Origin of the sequence: Halomonas sp. 11-S5 (assembly GCF_029889825.1) — a bacterium.
Lineage (GTDB): Bacteria > Pseudomonadota > Gammaproteobacteria > Pseudomonadales > Halomonadaceae > Halomonas.
Genome location: NZ_JARANW010000005.1, coordinates 24,427 through 43,097, shown reverse-complemented (window position 1 = coordinate 43,097; position 18,671 = coordinate 24,427). Strand labels below are relative to the sequence as shown.

18 protein-coding genes are annotated in these 18,671 nt (G+C 67.4%); 13 read left to right on the top strand and 5 right to left on the bottom strand.

The features are described 5' to 3' along the window. Nucleotides 1-42 precede the first annotated feature (42 nt). Together dctP and OP497_RS05615 are read right to left on the bottom strand one after the other, a co-directional pair. A complete protein-coding gene (gene dctP, locus OP497_RS05620; RefSeq protein WP_280547099.1) occupies nt 43-1,065 on the bottom strand; it encodes a TRAP transporter substrate-binding protein DctP in 1,023 nt (340 codons plus the stop codon). Between the two features lie 93 nt (nt 1,066-1,158). Continuing rightward, nucleotides 1,159-1,686, bottom strand: a complete 528-nt coding sequence (locus tag OP497_RS05615; RefSeq protein WP_280547098.1) for a TIGR02444 family protein — start codon at nt 1,684-1,686, stop codon at nt 1,159-1,161. A gap of 56 nt (nt 1,687-1,742) precedes the next feature. On the opposite strand from OP497_RS05615, the gene OP497_RS05610 reads away from it, so the two are divergent. Then, a complete protein-coding gene (locus OP497_RS05610) occupies nt 1,743-3,686 on the top strand; it encodes an ATP-binding cassette domain-containing protein (RefSeq protein WP_280547097.1) in 1,944 nt (647 codons plus the stop codon). 122 nt (nt 3,687-3,808) lie between these two features. On the opposite strand, the gene dtd is transcribed toward OP497_RS05610, so the two are convergent. The 3 genes from dtd to thiD form a co-directional block, all read right to left on the bottom strand. After that, complete coding sequence (dtd, locus tag OP497_RS05605) at nt 3,809-4,246, bottom strand: D-aminoacyl-tRNA deacylase (RefSeq protein WP_280547096.1); 438 nt, start codon at nt 4,244-4,246, stop codon at nt 3,809-3,811. Between the two features lie 67 nt (nt 4,247-4,313). Continuing rightward, nucleotides 4,314-5,159 (bottom strand): universal stress protein, encoded by an 846-nt coding sequence (locus tag OP497_RS05600; protein WP_280547095.1) that lies wholly within the window; start codon nt 5,157-5,159, stop codon nt 4,314-4,316. Between the two features lie 83 nt (nt 5,160-5,242). Beyond that, nucleotides 5,243-6,055, bottom strand: coding sequence for a bifunctional hydroxymethylpyrimidine kinase/phosphomethylpyrimidine kinase (gene thiD, locus OP497_RS05595; RefSeq protein ID WP_280547303.1), 813 nt, complete (start codon nt 6,053-6,055; stop codon nt 5,243-5,245). Between the two features lie 63 nt (nt 6,056-6,118). Between thiD and OP497_RS05590 the strand changes: the two genes are divergently transcribed. The 12 genes from OP497_RS05590 to nuoL all read left to right on the top strand — a co-directional run bounded on the left by OP497_RS05590 (nt 6,119) and on the right by nuoL (nt 18,615). After that, nucleotides 6,119-6,547 (top strand): YqaA family protein, encoded by a 429-nt coding sequence (locus tag OP497_RS05590; protein WP_280547094.1) that lies wholly within the window; start codon nt 6,119-6,121, stop codon nt 6,545-6,547. 186 nt (nt 6,548-6,733) lie between these two features. Beyond that, the gene (ndhC, locus tag OP497_RS05585; protein WP_280547093.1) at nt 6,734-7,129 is read left to right on the top strand and encodes an NADH-quinone oxidoreductase subunit A; all 396 of its coding nucleotides are present in this window, start codon (nt 6,734-6,736) and stop codon (nt 7,127-7,129) included. A 74-nt stretch (nt 7,130-7,203) separates the two neighbouring features. Further along, complete coding sequence (locus OP497_RS05580) at nt 7,204-7,884, top strand: NADH-quinone oxidoreductase subunit B (protein ID WP_280547092.1); 681 nt, start codon at nt 7,204-7,206, stop codon at nt 7,882-7,884. A gap of 31 nt (nt 7,885-7,915) precedes the next feature. Next, nucleotides 7,916-9,691, top strand: coding sequence for an NADH-quinone oxidoreductase subunit C/D (gene nuoC, locus OP497_RS05575; protein WP_280547091.1), 1,776 nt, complete (start codon nt 7,916-7,918; stop codon nt 9,689-9,691). 3 nt (nt 9,692-9,694) lie between these two features. Continuing rightward, the gene (nuoE, locus tag OP497_RS05570) at nt 9,695-10,204 is read left to right on the top strand and encodes an NADH-quinone oxidoreductase subunit NuoE (protein ID WP_280547089.1); all 510 of its coding nucleotides are present in this window, start codon (nt 9,695-9,697) and stop codon (nt 10,202-10,204) included. After that, a complete protein-coding gene (gene nuoF / locus OP497_RS05565) occupies nt 10,201-11,559 on the top strand; it encodes an NADH-quinone oxidoreductase subunit NuoF (protein WP_280547088.1) in 1,359 nt (452 codons plus the stop codon). The genes nuoE and nuoF overlap by 4 nt, the downstream gene beginning before the upstream one ends. Before the next feature lie 33 nt (nt 11,560-11,592). Next, the gene (gene nuoG, locus OP497_RS05560) at nt 11,593-14,343 is read left to right on the top strand and encodes an NADH-quinone oxidoreductase subunit NuoG (protein WP_280547087.1); all 2,751 of its coding nucleotides are present in this window, start codon (nt 11,593-11,595) and stop codon (nt 14,341-14,343) included. Then, complete coding sequence (gene nuoH, locus OP497_RS05555) at nt 14,340-15,320, top strand: NADH-quinone oxidoreductase subunit NuoH (RefSeq protein ID WP_280547086.1); 981 nt, start codon at nt 14,340-14,342, stop codon at nt 15,318-15,320. Before nuoG ends, nuoH begins: the two co-directional genes overlap by 4 nt. Nucleotides 15,321-15,336: 16 nt before the next feature. Then, the gene (nuoI, locus tag OP497_RS05550) at nt 15,337-15,876 is read left to right on the top strand and encodes an NADH-quinone oxidoreductase subunit NuoI (protein ID WP_280547085.1); all 540 of its coding nucleotides are present in this window, start codon (nt 15,337-15,339) and stop codon (nt 15,874-15,876) included. Nucleotides 15,877-15,894: 18 nt separating this feature from the next. Beyond that, on the top strand, nt 15,895-16,437 hold the full coding sequence (gene nuoJ, locus OP497_RS05545; RefSeq protein WP_280547084.1) for an NADH-quinone oxidoreductase subunit J: 543 nt from the start codon (nt 15,895-15,897) through the stop codon (nt 16,435-16,437). Beyond that, nucleotides 16,434-16,742: an NADH-quinone oxidoreductase subunit NuoK gene (gene nuoK / locus OP497_RS05540; protein WP_280547083.1), complete on the top strand. Its 309-nt coding sequence runs from the start codon at nt 16,434-16,436 to the stop codon at nt 16,740-16,742. The genes nuoJ and nuoK overlap by 4 nt, the downstream gene beginning before the upstream one ends. A 10-nt stretch (nt 16,743-16,752) precedes the next feature. Next, complete coding sequence (gene nuoL / locus OP497_RS05535) at nt 16,753-18,615, top strand: NADH-quinone oxidoreductase subunit L (RefSeq protein ID WP_280547082.1); 1,863 nt, start codon at nt 16,753-16,755, stop codon at nt 18,613-18,615. Nucleotides 18,616-18,671: the final 56 nt, after the last annotated feature.

Here is an 18,671-nt window from a genome sequence, read left to right as displayed (position 1 = left end):
CCCGGGCAGGCCACCCCCCTTCAAGGTCGAAGCCGGTGGTGATTACTCCACGTCTTCGGTTACGGCCTCGAGGTCGGCCTTGAACTGCTCGAGCAGTTGCTTGCCACGCTCGCCGGTCATGTCGATGAATTCTTCTTCGACCTGGGGCGCGCGCTCCTTGAAGGCCTGGATCTGCTCATCGTTGAGCCGTGTCACGGTGCACTCGTCGCAGGCTTCCATGATCTTGTCGAGCGATTCTTCGGCCAGGCCCTGGATGTGATCGATGGTATGATCGTAGGCCGCTTCGGATGCCTTACGCACCAGCGCCTGGTCCTCGTCGGAGAGGCCCTCGAAGAAGTCCTGGTTGGCCATCATCGCGGTGGTGAACCAGCCATGGCTGGTGAAGGTCAGGTGCGGGGAGACCTCGTAGAGGCCGCCGGACTCGATCCAGAAGATCGGGTTCTCCTGGCCGTCGATGATGCCGGTCTGCAGGCCGCCATAGACCTCGCCCCAGGGCAGCGGCGTGGGCGTCGCACCGAAGGCGTTGTAGGTCTCCGCCAGCAGCGGGTTGGTCATGGTGCGGATCTTCTTGTTATTGAAGTCCTTGGGCGAGGTGATCGGCTCGTCGGCGGTGACCACCATCTCGCCTTCCGGATACATCTGAAGTAGCTCCAGGCCTTGCTCGGCATAGAGCTCCGGAAACACCTCGTTGATGGCCTTGCTCTCGTCGAAGAACTCGAGCACCTGGTCCATGTCGGTGGGCATCAGATAGGGAATGAAGAAGATCTGCGCCTCGGGAATCAGCGAGCCGGTGAAGCCGGGCGACTGGTTGACGAACTGCAGGATGCCGTTCTGGGTCTGCTCCATGATGTCGTCGGACTCGCCGAGCTCGCCGAAACGGTAGATCTGCAGCGAGTGGTCGGAGTTGGCCTCGATGTAGTCCTTGAAGGCGACCGCGAAGACGTCCTGGACGTCACCCTCGTATTCCTCGTGGGCGTAGCGCCAGTTGTCGGCGAAAGCAGCGGTGGACATGCCGAACATCAGTGCGCCGATACCGGCGCCCGTCAACAGCTTGTGTGACTTCATTCTTGTGATCCCTCTGCAGGTTTGTCCCGTGATGGAGGATGCGGCCATCAGCAGGTGTCAGGTGAACATGACATTCACTCGGCTGATTTCAGGCTAGCGTGGCCGCCAAGAGGGGTCAAGCTGGCTTTCTAGGGTTTGCAGGGCACTAAGATGAGGTTTTTTCTGCACTTGCAGACGCGTGGCGAGGCGTTCCGCCAGGCGGGGAGAGGGGCTCGGCAGGGCAGATAGCCGGTCGCTCTCGAACGCCAGCCGCTCCAGGCGCGAGAGGGCCTCGCGCTCCGCCTGGAGCTCGGCTTGCTGGAGCGTCCGGCGCAGCGCGGCCACGGACTCGCTCTCCTGGGCCTCCGGCTTCAGCTCCCGGCGCAGCCGGCGAAGGGGGATCGTGACACGGCGCTGCCAGCGGCGGACCGGGTCGGGGCACGCGTCGCACGCCAGCCCGTGCTGATAGAGCCAGCAGTGCCAGAGCAGCTCGCAGACATCGACCCCGGCCTCGTCCTGGAGCACCAGGCAGGCCGCCTCGACGCCGTCGCGCCCGTAGAGGGCGAGGGCAAACTCCCATAGGGGGGCGTCGAGCAGTCGGGCCCGCAGAGCGGACGGCAATTGGGTAGAATCGTGGGTCATGACACGGCTGTCGTCCCGGTGGGCGGCAGCCTCACGGACTGCCGAGTGGAGCCTGCATGATCGCACTGCGCCAAGTTTCCCTGCAACGCGGCACCCAGACCCTGCTCGAGGGAGCCGACCTGACCCTGCATGCTGGCCACAAGGCGGGCATCGTCGGGCCCAACGGGGCGGGCAAGTCGAGCCTGTTCAAGCTGCTGCTCGGCGAGCTCTCCCCGGACCAGGGGGAGATGGAGATGAGCGGTGGCCAGCGCATCGCCCACATGGACCAGGAGGTGGCGGCGCTGGAGCGCTCCATCATCGACTACGTGCTGGACGGCGACCGCGAGCTGCGCCACACCGAGGCGGCCCTCGAGGCCGCCCGCGAGCAGGACGCCGCCCATCGCGAGGCGGAACTGCATGGCGCCATCGAGGCGTTGGATGGCTACAGCGCCCCGGCCCGGGCGGCTCAGCTGCTGGTGGGGCTGGGCTTCGTCCAGGCCGACCTGGAGCGGCCGCTGGCCGCGTTCTCCGGGGGCTGGCGGATGCGCGTCAACCTGGCGCGCACGCTGTTCAAGCCCTCCGACCTGCTGCTGCTGGACGAACCCACCAACCACCTCGACCTGGATGCCCTGCTGTGGCTCGAGCAGTGGCTCACCCGCTACCCCGGCACCCTGCTGCTGATCTCCCACGACCGCGACTTCCTCGATGCGGTGTGCGATCACATCGTGCACTTCGATCACCGCAGCCTGGTGCTCTATCGTGGCAACTACTCCACCTTCGAGCGCACCCGCGCCGAGAAGCTGGCCCTGCAGCAGGCCGAGGCCGCCAAGCAGCAGGCGCGCCGCGAGGAGATCGAGCGCTTCGTGGCCCGCTTCCGCTACCAGGCGACCAAGGCGCGCGCCGCCCAGAGCCGGCTCAAGACCCTCGAGCGCATGGGGGATATCGCCGTGGCCCATGCCGACTCGCCCTTCCACTTCACCATTCCGGCGTCCGACAAGGTGTCCCACCCGCTGCTGGTGCTCGACGAGGCGCGCCTGGGCTACCGTAACGAGGCCGGCCAGGAGGCGGTGCAGCTCGAGGGCGTCAAGCTGAGCCTGCTGCCCGGCCAGCGCATCGGCCTGCTGGGCCCCAACGGGGCCGGCAAGTCGACCCTGATCAAGTCGCTGACTGGCGATCTGCCGTTACTCTCCGGCCGGCGGGTAGCCGGCGAGCACCTGGCGATCGGCTACTTCGCCCAGCACCAGCTGGAGGGGCTGGACCTGGCCGCCACGCCCTTCATGCACGTGCAGCGTCTCTCGCCTACCGCCGCCGACCTGGACATTCGCAAGTTCCTGGGCGGCTTCGGTTTCCACGGCGACGACGCCTTCGCCGAGGTGGGGCGCTTCTCCGGCGGCGAGAAGGCGCGCCTGGCCCTGGCGCTGGTCGCCTGGCAGAAGCCCAACCTGCTGCTGCTGGATGAGCCCACCAACCACCTGGACCTGGAGATGCGCGAGGCGCTCACCGAAGCGCTGGCGAGCTTCGCGGGGACGGTGATCATCGTCTCCCACGACCGGCACCTGTTGCGCGCCACCGTGGACGAGTTCTGGCGGGTGGCCGACCATCGCGTCGAGCCCTTTGATGGCGACCTGGAGGACTATCGGGCCTGGCTCAAGGCGCGCTTGGAGGGCGAGCGCCGCGAGGCCCGGGCCGACAAGGCCGACCGCCAGGCCGAGGGGGAGGCTCCCAGGGAGGATCGCAAGACGGCCCGTCGCGCCGCCGCCGAACTGCGTGAGAAGCTGCGGCCCCTGAAGAAGACGCGCGACCGCGCCGAGCAGGCCATGGAGAAGGTCCAGAAGGAACTCGCCGCGGTGGAGGAGACGCTCGGCGACGCCGAGCTCTATACCGACCCGGCGCGCAAGGACGAGCTCACCGAGCGCCTCGGTCGCCAGGGCGAGCTCAAGTCGCGTCTGGAAGACCTGGAACAGGCCTGGCTGGAGGCCGAGGAGGCGTTGGAGGCCGCCGCGCTGCGCGCGGAGCTATGAGCCATAAGCTTGAAGCTGAAAGATAACCTGGTCCGGCTTCGCCGGGAGCTGGAAGCCCCCCTTGAATGAGACACCTGTGGGCGCGCGCTGCCTTCCAGCTTCCAGCTTCCAGCTTCCAGCTTTCAGCTTTCGAGCAGGAACGTCACCGGTCCATCGTTGATCAGCGAGACCTGCATGTTGGCGGCAAACTCGCCGCTGGCGACCCTCGGCCAGGCGTCTCGGGCGCGCCTGAGCAGGTAGTGGAAGAGGCGCTCGCCCTCGGCGGGCGGTGCAGCGCTGGAGAAGCTGGGTCTCAGCCCCTTGCGGGTGTCGGCGGCCAGGGTGAACTGGGAGACCAGCAGCAGGCCGCCTTCGGCCTGCTGCAGGTTCAGGTTCATCTTGCCCGCCGCGTCGGGGAACACCCGATAGTGCAGTAGCCTGTGCAGCAGCCGGTCGGCTGCCGCCTGGTCGTCGCCCTTCTCGACGCCCACCAGGGCCAGCAGCCCCGGGCCGATGGCGCCCACCTCGCGATCGTCGACCGCCACGCTGGCACGTTTGACGCGCTGGATCAGGGCGCGCATGGCTCTCCTCCACTGGTTGAGTCGGGGCGACAGAGGGTAGCACCTTGGGCGGGTCTCAGGCGTCCGGTCACCAGGCGCGGCAGAGCATGATGTCGCAGTGGGGTTCGCAGAGCAGGCGCTCGGTGATCTGGCTATGGCGGCCCAGCTGGCCGCGGCTGCCCAGGGCGAGCAGGTCCGGCGGCTGGCGGCGCAGGCGGGTCATCAGGACCTCGAGGGGCTCGCCCTGCTCCAGCACCAGCTCGAGCTCCGGCACGTCGTCGAGCTCGCTCATCAGCTGCTCGGTCTCGCGCTCGAGCTGGGTGCGCAGGCGTTCCACCTCGCGGTCGCGCCAGCGGGCATAGTCGCCGTCGGAGCCCAGCTCCCGCTCGCCGGGGATGTCCCAGGCATGGAGCAGGGTTAGCCGGGCGCCGGGGAAGCGCTTGAGGGTCTCGCGCAGGGTGTGGCGCGAGGTCAGCGAGAAGTCCACCGGCACCAGGATGTCCTGCCACTCCTGGGTGGCCAGGTGGCTGACCGAGAGCACCGGGCAGGGGGCGCTGCGCAGCACCCGGGCGAGGGTGGTGCCGGCGACCAGGTCGGGCTGGCCGCGCTTGCGATGGGCGCCGAGGATGATCATGTCCGCCTCGCGCTCATGGGCCTCGCGGATGATCTCGGCATAGGGGGCGCCGGCCATGGTCTGGATCAGGCACTGGGGCTCGGGCAGGGCATAGTCCTCACGGATGTCGACGAGGGTGGCGCGGATGTCCTCCACCACGGCCGCTTCCAGGTCATGCAGGACCCGTCGCGGCAGGTAGGGGTCGAGCACATGGATGACATCGAGTCGGGCACCGCTCTCCACCGCCAGGCGTATGGCGCGGGCGAAGGCGGCGCGGTTCTCGGCGGAAAGGTCGCTGGCGAAGAGCAGGGTCTGGCTCATGATGGCTCACTCCCGGGAAGGTTGATCCCCACGGCACAGCCTTCAGCATGGGCGGCAGGGGGGGAGCGCGCAAGCCTGGCGGGTTACCACCAAGCGTGGAAGTGGTGCACCGGACCGTGGCCCTGACCCACGTCAAGCCGGTGGCTCTCCTCGAGGGCCCGCGAGAGCCAGGCCTTGGCGGCGGCCACCGCCTCGCGGGGAGCGTCGCCAAGGGCCAGGCGGGCGGTGATCGCCGAGGAGAGGGTACAGCCGGTGCCGTGCAGGTTGGTGGTGTCGACCCGGAAGCCTTCGATCCAGGTGGCCGCGTCGGTGGTGATCAGCAGGTCGGGGCAGTCCTCGCCACGCAGGTGGCCACCCTTGAGCAGCACGGCGCCGGCGCCCAAGGCACGCAGGCCGGGGGCCAGCGCCTCCATGCCGGCGCGGTCCTCGGGTACCGGGCAGCCCAGCAGCACCGCGGCCTCCGGCAGGTTGGGGGTGATCAGGTCGGCCAGCGGCACGAGGATATCCCGCACTGCACGGATGCCGGCATCGTCGACCAGGATGTCGCCGCTCTTGGCCACCATCACCGGGTCGAGCACGATCCGGCCCGGCCGCCGCCGAGTCAGGGCCTCGCGGATCACCTCGGCGACCTCCCGGCTGGCCACCATCCCGATCTTCACGGCATCGATGTCGATGTCATCGAGCAGCGTCTCGAGCTGGGCGGCGATGAAGTCCGCCGGCACCGGGTGAACTCCGGTGACGCCGCGGGTGTTCTGGGCGGTCAGGGCGGTGATCACGCTGGTAGCATAGGTCCCCAGGGCCGAGAGGGTCTTGAGGTCGGCCTGGATGCCGGCGCCGCCACTGGGGTCGGAGCCGGCGATGGTCAGGGTGTTGGGTATGCAGCGGGAGGCGGCCATCAGCGTCACGTCATTGCGGTCGAAGAGAGCCAACAGCCTACTGCAGGGACGGGGGGCGGTGCCATGCTGACCCTGTTCCTGGTGGCGCTGGCCAGCGCCACCCTGCTGCCCGGTGGCTCCGAAGTGTGGCTGGCCCGGCTGTGGTGCGCCGGCGAGCCGGCCATGCTGCTGTGGGCGGTGGCCAGTCTCGGCAATACGTTGGGCAGCCTGGTCAATGTGGGGCTGGGGCGCTACGCGCGACACTTCCAGGATCGCCGCTGGTTCCCGGTGTCCCGTCGGGGGCTGGAGCGGGCCGAGCGCTGGTACCTGCGTTTCGGGGAGTGGAGCCTGCTGGCCTCCTGGGCGCCGCTGGTCGGCGACCCGCTCACCGTACTGGCCGGCATCCTGCGGCTGCCATGGTGGCGCGCCATCCTGCTGATCACCCTGGCCAAGGCGGCGCGCTATGCCGTGGTGCTGTGGCTCGCGAAGGCCTGGCTGGCTCCCTGGTGTTGAGTGCCGATGCGTTGAGACGCATCGCTGGCCGGGTTTCGGCAAAAGGCCGATAATCCTCTAGGCTAGTTATTAGCCTGCAATCCTGAGCGGCTGTCTCCGGTCCGCAGCGATGAGGGAACGAGGTCGGCGTTTGACCGCCAGCCTAGGGATACGCGATTCGAGAGGTCATTCGTGGAGCATGACAGCATGGCAGTGGTTTCCGACTACTGGGCGACGGGATTCTTCATCCTGGCGGTACTCGTGCTGTGTGTGCTGATGATCGGCCTCTCCGCCTTGCTTGGCGGGCGCAGTACAGGGCGCAGCAAGTCTCTCCCCTTCGAGTCCGGGGTGATCGGCGCTGGCAACGCGCGTCAACGCTTTTCCGTCAAGTTCTATCTGGTCGCCATGCTGTTCGTGATCTTCGATCTCGAAGCCGTTTTCCTGTTCGCCTGGGCCGTATCCGTCCGTGAGGTGAGCTGGGCGGGCTTTGCCGGGGCGGCCGTGTTCATCGTTATCCTGCTGGCCGGGCTGGTCTACGATAGCCGCGTCGGTGCCCTCGACTGGGCGCCTCCCGGGAGCAGGCCACGTGACGGGCAAGGCTGACGCCGTGCCAGAGGCTGGTGTCGCCCCGGGTAGCCGTCACATCATCATCTGCCGAATGTCGCTGGAGGAGTCGCATGCCCTATACCTTGACGCGTGCCGAAGAGGCGGTGTCCGCCGATGCCCGCTATCCGCTCGGCCGCACCCAGCGGGTCGAGGACGACCCACTGAGGCAGCAGGTGCATCGCAGCGTGTTCACCGGCAAGCTGGAAGAGGTACTCAACTCGGCGGTCAACTGGGGACGCAAGAACTCCCTGTGGCCCTACAACTTCGGCCTGTCCTGCTGTTATGTGGAGATGACCACCGCCTTCACCGCGCCGCACGACATCGCCCGCTTCGGCGCCGAGGTGATCCGCGCCTCGCCGCGCCAGGCCGATTTCATGGTCATCGCCGGGACCTGTTTCATCAAGATGGCCCCCGTGATCCAGCAGCTCTACGACCAGATGCTCGAGCCCAAGTGGGTGATCTCGATGGGTTCCTGCGCCAACTCCGGTGGCATGTACGACATCTACTCGGTGGTTCAGGGGGTCGACAAGTTCCTGCCGGTGGATGTCTATGTGCCGGGCTGTCCGCCGCGTCCGGAGGCCTTCCTGCAGGGACTGCAACTGCTGCAGGATTCGATTCAGGAGGAGCGTCGGCCGCTGTCGTGGGTAGTCGGCGACCAGGGCGTGTACCGTGCCGAGATGCCCTCGCAACGCGAGAGGCATCGCGACCGGCGCATCCAGGCCACCGAACTGCGCAGTCCCGACCGCCTCTGAGTTCGTTTTTTGCAGGAGCTTGCCGACGTCCATGAGCGACGCTATCCCGACCACCGCCCCTTCAGCCACCGACGATCCACTCGTCGGTGCGCTCAGGCAGCGCTTCGGTGATCATGCCCTTGTCGAGCAGCCGACTCTCACCGGGCTGCCGGTGGTGTGGATCGCCCGTGAGTCCCTCGGCGACATGCTGCGCTTCCTGCGCGACATGCCTGAACCGTTCGAGATGCTCTATGATCTCTCGGCGATCGACGAGCGGCTGCGCACCCATCGTCGCGACCTGCCCGCGGCCGATTTCACGGTCTTCTACCACGTGCTGTCGGTGTCACGAAACCGCGACGTGATGCTCAAAGTAGCCCTGCAGGAGGGCGACCTGGCACTGCCCAGCGTGGTTTCGCTCTATCCCAACGCCAACTGGTACGAGCGTGAGGTGTGGGACATGTTCGGCATCGACTTCGTCGGCCACCCGCACCTCACGCGGATCCTCATGCCACCGACCTGGCAAGGGCATCCGCTGCGCAAGGATCACGGCGCCAGGGCCACCGAGTTCGACCCTTACACCCTCACCGTGGAGGGCCAGGATGTCGAGCAGCGGGCGCTGCAGTTCAAGCCCGAGGAGTGGGGGATGCGGCGCGAGCGGGAGGGCGCCGAGTTCATGTTCCTCAACCTCGGCCCCAATCACCCCTCGGCACACGGCGCCTTCCGCCTCGTACTGCAGCTCGACGGCGAGGAGATCATCGACTGCGTCCCGGATATCGGCTATCACCACCGCGGTGCCGAGAAGATGGGCGAGCGCCAGTCCTGGCATAGCTACATCCCCTACACCGACCGGGTCGACTACACCGGCGGGGTGATGAACAACTTCCCTTACATCTTGGCGGTGGAGAAGCTGGCCGGTATTGACGTGCCCGCGAGGGTCGAAACCATTCGCGTAATGATGGCCGAGATGTTCCGCATCTCCAGCCACCTGCTGTTCCTGGGCACCTATCTCCAGGATCTGGGTGCCATGACGCCGGTGTTCTTTACCTTCACCGATCGCCAGAAGGCCTATGAAGTCATCGAGGGTATTACCGGCTTTCGCATGCACCCGGCCTGGTACCGAATCGGCGGAGTCATGCAGGATCTGCCCAAAGGCTGGGACCGGCTGGTGCAGGGGTTCCTCGACTGGATGCCGCGCCGGCTTCGGGAATACGAACGGGCGATGATGGACAACACCATCGTCAAGGAGCGCACCCAACACATTGCCGCGTTCAACACTGACGAGGCGCTAAAGTGGGGCGTCACCGGCCCCAACCTGCGCGCCACCGGGTGCAACTTCGACCTGCGCAAGCAGCGCCCCTATGGCGGTTACGAGAATTTCGACTTCGAGGTGCCGCTGGGCCGCCACGGCGATGTCTTCGACCGCGGCCAGCTGCGCATCGAGGAGATGCGCCAGAGCCTCAAGATCATCCAGCAGTGCGTCGATCACATGCCGGCAGGCGACTACAAGGCCGACCACCCGTTGACCACGCCGCCGCCGCGCGAGCGGATGCTCCAGCATATCGAGACGCTGATCACCCACTTCCTGCAGGTGTCGTGGGGGCCGGTGCTCGAGCCGGGCGAGTCGCTGGCGATGATCGAGGCGACCAAGGGCATCAACAGCTACTACCTGACCAGCGACGGCAACACCATGAGCTACCGAACCCGTATCCGCACGCCGAGCTTCCCGCACCTGCAGCAGATTCCGGCGGTGATGCGCGGCGGCTTCGTGCCCGACCTGATCGCCCACCTGGGCAGTATCGATTTCGTGATGGCTGACGTGGACCGCTGACCCATGACCGAGAGCGCACGACGGATCGCCAGCGACGCTGAGGGCTTCATTCTCGAGGCCGAAGACCGGCGCGCCATCGCGCACGAGCGCGATCACTACGAGCAGCCCCAGGCGGCCTGCATCGAGGCGTTGAAGATCGTCCAGCATCGTCACGGCTGGGTGCCCGACGCGGCGATCCCGGCGATCGCCGAGGTGCTGGGGGTGGGGCCCGCCGATGTCGAGGGCGTGGCAACCTTCTACAGCCTGATCTTCCGCCAGCCGGTGGGGCGGCACGTGATTCTGGTCTGCGACAGCAGCTCGTGCTTTCTCAATGACTATGAGGAACTGCGCGACGCGTTGTCCGAGCGGCTCGGCATCGGCTTCGGCCAGACCACCGCCGATGGCCGCTTCACGCTGCTGCCGGTGTGCTGCCTGGGCGCCTGCGATCGCGGCCCGGCGCTGATGATCGACGATCATACCTACGGCCCCGTCGACCCGGGGGATGTGGCCGACCTGCTGGAGGGTTATGCATGAGCACAAGCCGCTATCATTGCCAGCTGCGCCAGGGCGCCGCCGAACGCCGCGCCGAAACCCACCCGCTGACCTGGCGGCTGCGCGAGGATGGCGCCATGCTGGGGCTCGACGACTATGTCGAGAAGGACGGCTATGCCGCGGTCCGCGAGGTGCTCAATCACCGCACCGCCGACGACGTGATCAAGACCATGAAAGAGGCCAACGTGCGCGGGCGTGGCGGTGCCGGCTTCTCGGCGGGCCTCAAGTGGAGCCTGACCATGAAGGGGCCGGACATCCCGCGTGGTTACCTGGTCTGCAACGCCGACGAGATGGAGCCCGGCACCTTCAAGGATCGCTTGCTGCTCGAGCAACAGCCGCATCTGCTGATCGAGGGAATGATCCTCGCCGGCTACGCCAATGATTCGTGCTTCGGTTACATCTTCCTGCGTGGCGAGTACCTCGAGGCGGCGCGCGCCGTGCAGCAGGCGCTCGACGAGGCGCGCGCCGCCGGCTGGCTGGGCCCCGATATCGCCGGCAGCGGTTTCGACTTCGATATCGCCCTGCACACCGGCGCCGGACGCTACATCTGCGGCGAGGAGACCGCGCTGATCAACTCGCTGGAGGGCAAGCGCGCCAACCCCCGGGACAAACCGCCGTTCCCCGGTCAGTCCGGTGCCTGGGGCAAGCCCACCGTGGTCAACAACGTCGAGACCCTGTGCAACGCGCCGGGCGTGATGCACCACGGCGCCCAGTGGTACCAGGATCTCTCCGGCGACTTGAGCGACGACGGCGGCACCAAGCTCTACGGCGTTTCCGGCAAGGTCAACAAGCCCGGCCTGTGGGAGCTGCCGATCGGCACCCCGGCGAGCGAGCTGCTCGAGCGGGCCGGCGGCATGCGCGACGGCCGGGCGCTCAAGACCTGGCTGCCCGGCGGCGGCAGCACCGGCTTCCTGTTGCCCGAGCACCTCGACGAGGCGCTCGACTTCGACACCATCGGCAAGCTGGGCAGCCGCCTGGGCACCGGGCTTATGACGGTGGTCAACGAGGACCAGAGCGTGCTGTCGCTGATGCGCAACCTCGAGCAGTTCTTCGCCCGCGAGTCGTGTGGCTGGTGTACACCGTGTCGCGATGGGCTACCGTGGATCGTCAAGCTGCTCCAGGCGCTGGAGCGCGGCGAGGGTGAGCGCGGCGACATCGAGATGCTCGACAAGCTGGCCGACGACCTGGGGCCGGGCAAGACCTTCTGCGCCCATGCGCCCGGCGCGGCGATGCCGCTGCAGTCGGCGCTCAAGTACTTCCGCGACGAGTTCGAGCGCGGCGTGACGCATCCGGCGGGGGTGGCCCATGCCGAGCCGATTCCGGTGGGCGAGGCATGAAGCGGACCATCAACCAGGAGGCGAGGTAGCGCCATGGCGACGATTCACGTGGACGGGCAGCGCTACGACGTGGAAGGGTCCGACAACCTGCTGGATGCCTGCCTGTCGCAGGGCCTCGACGTGCCCTATTTTTGCTGGCATCCGGCGATGGGCAGTGTCGGTGCCTGCCGGCAATGCGCGGTCAAGCAGTTCAAGGACGAGGACGACACCCAAGGCAAGCTGGTGATGTCGTGCATGACCCCCGCGGCCGATGGTACCCGGATCTCGATCGATGACGAGCAGGCGCGCGAATTCCGTGCCAGCGTCATCGAGTGGCTGATGACCTATCATCCCCACGACTGCCCGGTGTGCGAGGAGGGCGGCCACTGCCACCTGCAGGACATGACGGTGATGACCGGCCACGACCGTCGGCGCTATCGCTTCCGCAAGCGTACCCACCGCAACCAGTACCTGGGGCCGTTCATCGCCCACGAGATGAACCGCTGCATCAACTGCTATCGCTGCGTGCGCTTCTACCGGGATTATGCCGGCGGCACCGATCTGGGCGTCTTCGGCATGAACAACAATCTCTATTTCGGTCGTCATCAGGAAGGCACGCTGGAAAGCCCCTTCTCCGGCAACCTCAGCGAGGTCTGCCCCACCGGGGTGTTTACCGACCAGACCCACTCCGAGCAATACACCCGCAAGTGGGACCTGCAGTTCGCACCGAGCATCTGCCACCAGTGTGCGGTGGGCTGCAACATCAGCCCCGGTGAACGCTATGGCGATATCCGGCGCATCGAGAATCGCTACCACGGCGAGGTCAACCGCTTCTTCCTCTGCGACCGCGGGCGCTTCGGCTATGGCTACGTCAACCGTGACGACCGCCCGCGCCAGCCCGAATGGCGTAGCGATCGCGATGATGCCTGGGTGACCCTGGAGGTTGATGCCGCCCTGGATCACGGCGCCGATCGACTGAGAAGCGCCCGTCGGGTGATCGGTATCGGCTCCCCCCGTGCCAGCCTGGAAAGCAACCATCAACTGCGTGAGCTGGTCGGCGAGGAGGCTTTCTCCACCGGCATCGCCGCCGCCGAACAGCGTTGCCTGGACGAGATGCACTCGCTCAACCAGCGCTGTGGGCTGCCCACGCCGACGCTTCGCGAGGTCGAGCACCACGACGCGCTGCTGATTCTCGGCGAGGATCTGATCGAAAGCGCCGCCCGCGTCGGCCTGGCAGTGCGCCAGGCCGCCCAGGCACGACGCGAGACGCTGGCCGCCGAGCGCGATATCCCCGCCTGGAATGATGCCGCGGTACGCACCCTGGGGCAGGATCGCTACCATCCGGTGTTCATCGCCTATCCGATTGCCACGGAGCTCGACGACGTCACCGCGGCGCGCTTCACGCTGGCCCCGGACGACATCGCCCGGCTGGGGTTTGCGGTAGCCCACGAGATCGACGACAAGGCGCCGGCCGTCGCCGGCCTCGACCCCGCCACCCGCGAGGCGGCCCGCGACATCGCTGCGCAGTTGATGGCCGCCGAGCGCCCGCTGGTGATCAGCGGCGGCTCACTGGGCTGCGAGGCCATCCTCCAGGCTGCCGGCAACGTGGCCCGGGCCCTGGCGCGCCGTGCCCGCCGAGGGGGGGTCTTGCTGGTGCGTCGCGAGGCCAACAGCACGGGGCTAACGATGATCGGCGGCAAGCCGCTGGAATGGGCGCTCGACGAGCTCGCCAGCCGGCGGGCCGATGCCGTGGTGATCCTCGAGAACGACCTCTACCAACGCCTGCCCGCGACGCTCATCGACGTAGCCCTCGCCACCGCCGAAACGGTGGTGGTACTCGACCATCAGCGCACCGCCACCTGGGCACAGGCCCATCTGGGCCTGCCCGCGGCCAGCTTCGCCGAGGCCGACGGCACCCTGGTCAGCCTCGAGGGCCGGGCCCAACGTTTCTTCCAGGTCTTCGATCCCACCTACCTGCGCCCCGCGACGCGCATCCACGAGAGCTGGCGCTGGCTGCATGTGTTGCGTGGCGACATCCGGCGTCACCCGGTGGCCGACATCACACTCGATGCCGTGACCCGCGACTGTGCCCGTGCCAACCCTGCGCTGGGCGCCATCGTCGATGCCGCGCCGGACGCCGACTACCGGGTGCACGGCCTCAAGCTGGCGCGCGAGCCGCACCGCTACAGCGGGCGAACCGCCATGCGCGCCCATCTCGATGTCAGCGAGCCGCGGGTTCCCCAGGACCCGGATTCACCCTTTACCTTCTCGATGGAAGGCTACAGCGGCATCGGCCGTCCCCGCGAGGAGGTCGCCTTCGCCTGGGCGCCGGGATGGAACTCGCCCCAGGCCTGGAACAAGTTCACCGATGAGGTCGGCGGCCACCTGCGCGCTGGCGATCCGGGAGTGCGCCTGATCGCTCCGCGCCCCGGTGCTGATGTCTACGCGACCTCGATTCCCGAGGGCTTTCGTGGCCGCGACGGCGAGTGGCAGCTGGTGATCCTGTCGCGGCTGTTCGGCGGCGACGAGACCTCGTCGCGGGCCGCGCCGATCGTCGCTCGGGCGGCGCCGGCCACCCTCGCAGTGGCCCCCGATGATGCCACGCGGCTGGGCGTGGATGACGGGGACCGGCTCGAGATAACCGGCCAGGCCGGGTCGCTGACGCTCGCGGTGCGTCGCGAGGCGACCCTGCCCGGTGGGGTGGTCGGCTTGCCGGCCGGTCTCGCGCCAGTGCTGGTCGCCGGGGAGTGGGTACGCCTGGCCGTGTCTCGTGGCGGGGGCGGCGATGAAGGGGGGCACTCATGAGCTGGCTGTCAGCGTCACTCATCGCCAGCTTGCTCGCCATGCTGCAGGCGGGGGTGATCCTGCTGGGCGTGGTGCTGCTGGGCGCGGTGCTGACGATAGTCGAGCGTCGCCTGCTGGGGCTCTGGCAGGATCGCTACGGGCCCAATCGGGTGGGCCCGTTCGGCTCGCTGCAGCTGGTCGCCGACATGATCAAGATCTTCTTCAAGGAGGACTGGATCCCGCCGTTCGCCGATCGTGCGCTATTCGTGCTGGCACCGGCGATCGCCATGGCCTCGTTGCTGCTGTCGTTCATGATCATTCCCATCACCCCCGGCTGGGGGGTGGCGGACTTCAATATCGGGCTGTTGTTCTTCCTCGCCATGGCCGGCATCAACGTCTACGCGGTGCTATTCGGCGGATGGTCGAGCGGCAACAAGTATGCCCTGCTCGGCGCCATGCGCGCCTCGGCGCAGACGCTCTCCTACGAGGTGTTCATGGGCCTTTCGCTGATGGGTGTGGTGGCGATGGCGGGCACCTTCAACATGCGCGAGATCGTCAACGCCCAGCCGGGCCTGTGGTTCGTCGTCCCGCAGTTCTTCGGCTTCGCTACCTTCCTGATCGCCGGCATCGCGGTGACCCACCGCCATCCCTTCGACCAGCCCGAAGCCGAGCAGGAGCTGGCCGACGGCTACCACATCGAGTACTCGAGCATGAAGTTCGGCATGTTCTTCATCGGCGAGTACGTGGGCATGGCGCTGATCTCGGCGTTGATCGTCACGCTGTTCTTCGGCGGCTGGCATGGCCCCTGGCTGCCGCCGATCGTGTGGTTCGCGCTGAAGACGGGGGCCTTGCTGGTGCTGTTTATCCTGCTGCGCGCCTCGTTGCCCAGGCCGCGCTATGACCGAGTGATGAGCTTCGGCTGGAAGTTCTGCCTGCCGCTGACCCTGATCAATCTGCTGGTGACCGGGGCGCTGATCCTGCTCACCGACCCGCTGTAACCGAGGAGCGACCACCATGTTCATGAAGGTGATCGAAGGCACTATCTCGCAACTGCGCACCCTGGGCATGATCTTCATGCACAGCTTCCGCAAGCGCGAGACGGTCAACTATCCCGAACAGCCGGTGTATCTGCCGCCGCGCTACCGCGGGCGCATCGTGCTGACCCGCGACCCCGACGGCGAGGAGCGTTGCGTGGCCTGCAACCTCTGCGCGGTGGCCTGTCCGGTGGCCTGCATCTCGCTGCAGAAGGGTGAGCGCGAGGATGGGCGCTGGTACCCGGAGTTCTTTCGCATCAACTTCTCGCGCTGCATCTTCTGCGGGATGTGTGAGGAGGCCTGCCCGACCTCGGCGATCCAGCTCACCCCGGACTTCGAAATGAGTGAGTACCGGCGCCAGGAGCTGGTCTACGAGAAGCAAGACCTGCTGATCAATGGGCCGGGCAAGGATCACGACTACCACTTCTACAAGGTGGCGGGGCTGGCGATCGCCGGCAAGGACAAGGGCAAGGCGCAGGACGAGGCCGAGCCGATCGACGTCAAGACACTGCTGCCCTGAGGCGCAGGAGGAAATGCCATGGACATCGCCTTCTATCTGAGTGGCCTGGTCGCGGTGCTGGCCACCCTGGGAGTGGTCACCAACACCAATCCGGTGCATGCCCTGCTCTACCTGATCGTCTCGCTGATCAGTGTGGCGCTGGTGTTCTTCGCGCTGGGCGCGCCCTTCGCCGGGGCGCTGGAGGTGATCGTCTATGCCGGGGCGATCATGGTGCTGTTCGTGTTCGTGGTGATGATGCTCAACCTCGGTCATGAAGGCACTGCCCAGGAACGCTTGTGGTTGCGACCGCGGGTCTGGCTGGGGCCGGCGGTGCTCTCGGCGGTGCTGCTGGTGACCCTGATCGCCACGCTGTGGAGCGGAGATAATGGGCGCATGATCCCCGGCAAGACGCTGACCGCCAAGGCCGTGGGCTCCCTGCTGTTCGGTCCCTGGCTGCTGGTTGTCGAGCTCGCCGCCATGCTGCTGCTGGCGGCATTGGTGACCGCTTCGCATGTCGGGCGTGTGCCGGGGCCGACGCCTTCCGGCAGTCGCGACACCCAGCCCCGCAAGGAGGGAGCATGAGCGGCATTCCCATGGAGCACGGCCTGGTACTGGCCGCCATCCTGTTCGTGCTGGGGATCGCCGGACTGATCTGCCGGCGCAACCTGGTGTTCGTGCTGATGAGCCTGGAGATCATGCTCAATGCCGCAGCACTGGCGTTCATCGTCGCCGGCACCGCCTGGGGGCAGCCGGAGGGGCAGGCGATGTTCCTGCTGGTGATCACCCTGGCGGCGGCCGAAGCCAGTATCGCCCTGGCGCTGTTGATCCAGCTCCATCATCGTTTCAAGACGCTGGACGTGGACGCGGCCAGTCGCATGCACGGATGAGGCACCGCCGATGTCGTTACTGCCACTGACCTTCCTGTTGCCGCTCGCCGGCACCCTGATCCTCGCGCTGTCGCGGGGCCGGCTCGACGCGCGAGCCTGCACGAGGGTCGGCGTGACCAGCGTGGGGCTGGCGGTGCTGGTGTCGCTGTGGGTGGGCTGGCGATTCCTGGCCGCTGGCGGGCAGGGCCTCGGCATCACGCTGTGGACCTGGGTGACGGTCGGCGATTTTCGCCCGACCATCGGCCTGGCGCTGGACGGCCTGTCGCTGACCATGGTCGGCATCATCACCGGCGTGGGCTTCCTCATCCACCTGTTCGCCGCCTGGTACATGCAGGGCGAGGCCGGGGTAAGGCGCTTCTACGCCTACATGAACCTGTTCGTGGCCAGCATGCTGCTGCTGGTGCTCGGCGACAACCTGCTGCTGCTCTACCTGGGCTGGGAAGGCGTCGGCCTGTGCAGCTACCTGCTGATCGGTTACTACTACCGGACCGCGGCCAATGGCTGGGCGGCCTTCAAGGCGTTCATCGTCACCCGCCTGGGCGATGTCTTCCTGGCGATCGGCCTGTTCCTGCTGTTCCGCGAGCTGGGCACGCTGGACATCACCGAGATTCTCGCCCGGGCGCCTGAGGTGTGGGTCGAGGGCGCCTGGCAGGCGCAGCTCGCGTCGCTGCTGATCCTCGGCGGGGCGCTGGGCAAGTCGGCGCAACTGCCGCTGCACACCTGGCTGGCCGATGCCATGGCGGGCCCCACGCCGGTCTCGGCGCTGATCCACGCCGCGACCATGGTCACCGCCGGCGTCTATCTGATCGCCCGCCTGCACGGGATCTTCGAGCTGGCGCCGGCGGTACTCACCCTGGTCGGCGTGATCGGTGCGCTGACGCTGCTGATGGCCGGTTTCGCCGCACTCGCCCAGACCGACATCAAGCGCGTGCTGGCCTACTCGACCATGAGCCAGATCGGCTACATGTTCCTGGCACTGGGTGTCGGCGCCTATCAGGCGGCGATCTTCCACCTGATGACCCACGCCTTCTTCAAGGCACTGCTGTTCCTCTCCGCCGGGGCGGTGATCGTCAGCTGCCATCACGAGCAGGACATGCGCCGCCTCGGCGGGTTATGGCGTCGCCTGCCGCTGGCCTATGCCGGCTTCGTGATCGGCGGGGCGGCGCTGGCCGCGCTGCCGCTGGTCACCGCCGGCTACTACAGCAAGGACGAGATCCTCTGGGAGGCGCTGGCTGCCGGCCATGGCGGGCTGATGCTGGCCGGCCTGATCGGCGCATTGCTGACCTCGCTGTATACCCTGCGGCTGATCATCGCCACCTTCCATGGCGAGATGAAGAGCGACAACGCCCGCCATGCCGAGCCCGGCCGCGGCCCGGCGCACGGCCTGCCGTTGCTGGTGCTGGCGGTACTCTCTACCTTCCTCGGTGCCTGGATCCATCCGCCGCTCGCGGGCGTGCTGCCGGCCAGCGGCGGGGCGGAGGTACATGGTGTCGGTCACGGCGTGCTGGCCAGCGTCGCGGCACTGGTGTCGCTGGGCGGGCTGGTCATCGCCGCCTGGCTGTTCCTGTGGCGCCGGCGCTGGCTGGCCGAGCGCGTGGCGGGCGGCTGGGAGGCACGCCTGTGGCGGTTCTGGCACCAGGCCTGGGGCTTCGATATCGCCTACGACAGGCTGTTCGTGCGGCCCTACCGTGGCCTGGTCCGGGTGCTGCGCAGCGACTTCCTCGACCGCCTGCTGCTGCTGGCGGGCTGGCTGTCGTGGGTGCTGCATCGTGGTCTGAGCGGGACCCAGACCGGCAAGCTGCGCCTCTACGCCGGGACCATGGTGGCCGGCATGACGCTGGTGCTGATGGTATTGGTGCTGAGGGGCTTATGAGAGTGACACCGCACGCGTGCGCCGACGGGCAAGTGCCGCCGAGGGTTCAACGACAG

Bases quoted from the DNA above. Each gene is read 5' to 3' on its own strand.
- dctP (WP_280547099.1), bottom strand. From the start codon at position 1,065: ATGAAGTCACACAAGCTGTTGACGGGCGCCGGTATCGGCGCACTGATG.
- OP497_RS05615 (WP_280547098.1), bottom strand. From the start codon at position 1,686: ATGACCCACGATTCTACCCAATTGCCGTCCGCTCTGCGGGCCCGACTG.
- OP497_RS05610 (WP_280547097.1), top strand. From the start codon at position 1,743: ATGATCGCACTGCGCCAAGTTTCCCTGCAACGCGGCACCCAGACCCTG.
- dtd (WP_280547096.1), bottom strand. From the start codon at position 4,246: ATGCGCGCCCTGATCCAGCGCGTCAAACGTGCCAGCGTGGCGGTCGAC.
- OP497_RS05600 (WP_280547095.1), bottom strand. From the start codon at position 5,159: ATGAGCCAGACCCTGCTCTTCGCCAGCGACCTTTCCGCCGAGAACCGC.
- thiD (WP_280547303.1), bottom strand. From the start codon at position 6,055: ATGGCCGCCTCCCGCTGCATACCCAACACCCTGACCATCGCCGGCTCC.
- OP497_RS05590 (WP_280547094.1), top strand. From the start codon at position 6,119: ATGCTGACCCTGTTCCTGGTGGCGCTGGCCAGCGCCACCCTGCTGCCC.
- ndhC (WP_280547093.1), top strand. From the start codon at position 6,734: ATGGCAGTGGTTTCCGACTACTGGGCGACGGGATTCTTCATCCTGGCG.
- OP497_RS05580 (WP_280547092.1), top strand. From the start codon at position 7,204: ATGCCCTATACCTTGACGCGTGCCGAAGAGGCGGTGTCCGCCGATGCC.
- nuoC (WP_280547091.1), top strand. From the start codon at position 7,916: ATGAGCGACGCTATCCCGACCACCGCCCCTTCAGCCACCGACGATCCA.
- nuoE (WP_280547089.1), top strand. From the start codon at position 9,695: ATGACCGAGAGCGCACGACGGATCGCCAGCGACGCTGAGGGCTTCATT.
- nuoF (WP_280547088.1), top strand. From the start codon at position 10,201: ATGAGCACAAGCCGCTATCATTGCCAGCTGCGCCAGGGCGCCGCCGAA.
- nuoG (WP_280547087.1), top strand. From the start codon at position 11,593: ATGGCGACGATTCACGTGGACGGGCAGCGCTACGACGTGGAAGGGTCC.
- nuoH (WP_280547086.1), top strand. From the start codon at position 14,340: ATGAGCTGGCTGTCAGCGTCACTCATCGCCAGCTTGCTCGCCATGCTG.
- nuoI (WP_280547085.1), top strand. From the start codon at position 15,337: ATGTTCATGAAGGTGATCGAAGGCACTATCTCGCAACTGCGCACCCTG.
- nuoJ (WP_280547084.1), top strand. From the start codon at position 15,895: ATGGACATCGCCTTCTATCTGAGTGGCCTGGTCGCGGTGCTGGCCACC.
- nuoK (WP_280547083.1), top strand. From the start codon at position 16,434: ATGAGCGGCATTCCCATGGAGCACGGCCTGGTACTGGCCGCCATCCTG.
- nuoL (WP_280547082.1), top strand. From the start codon at position 16,753: ATGTCGTTACTGCCACTGACCTTCCTGTTGCCGCTCGCCGGCACCCTG.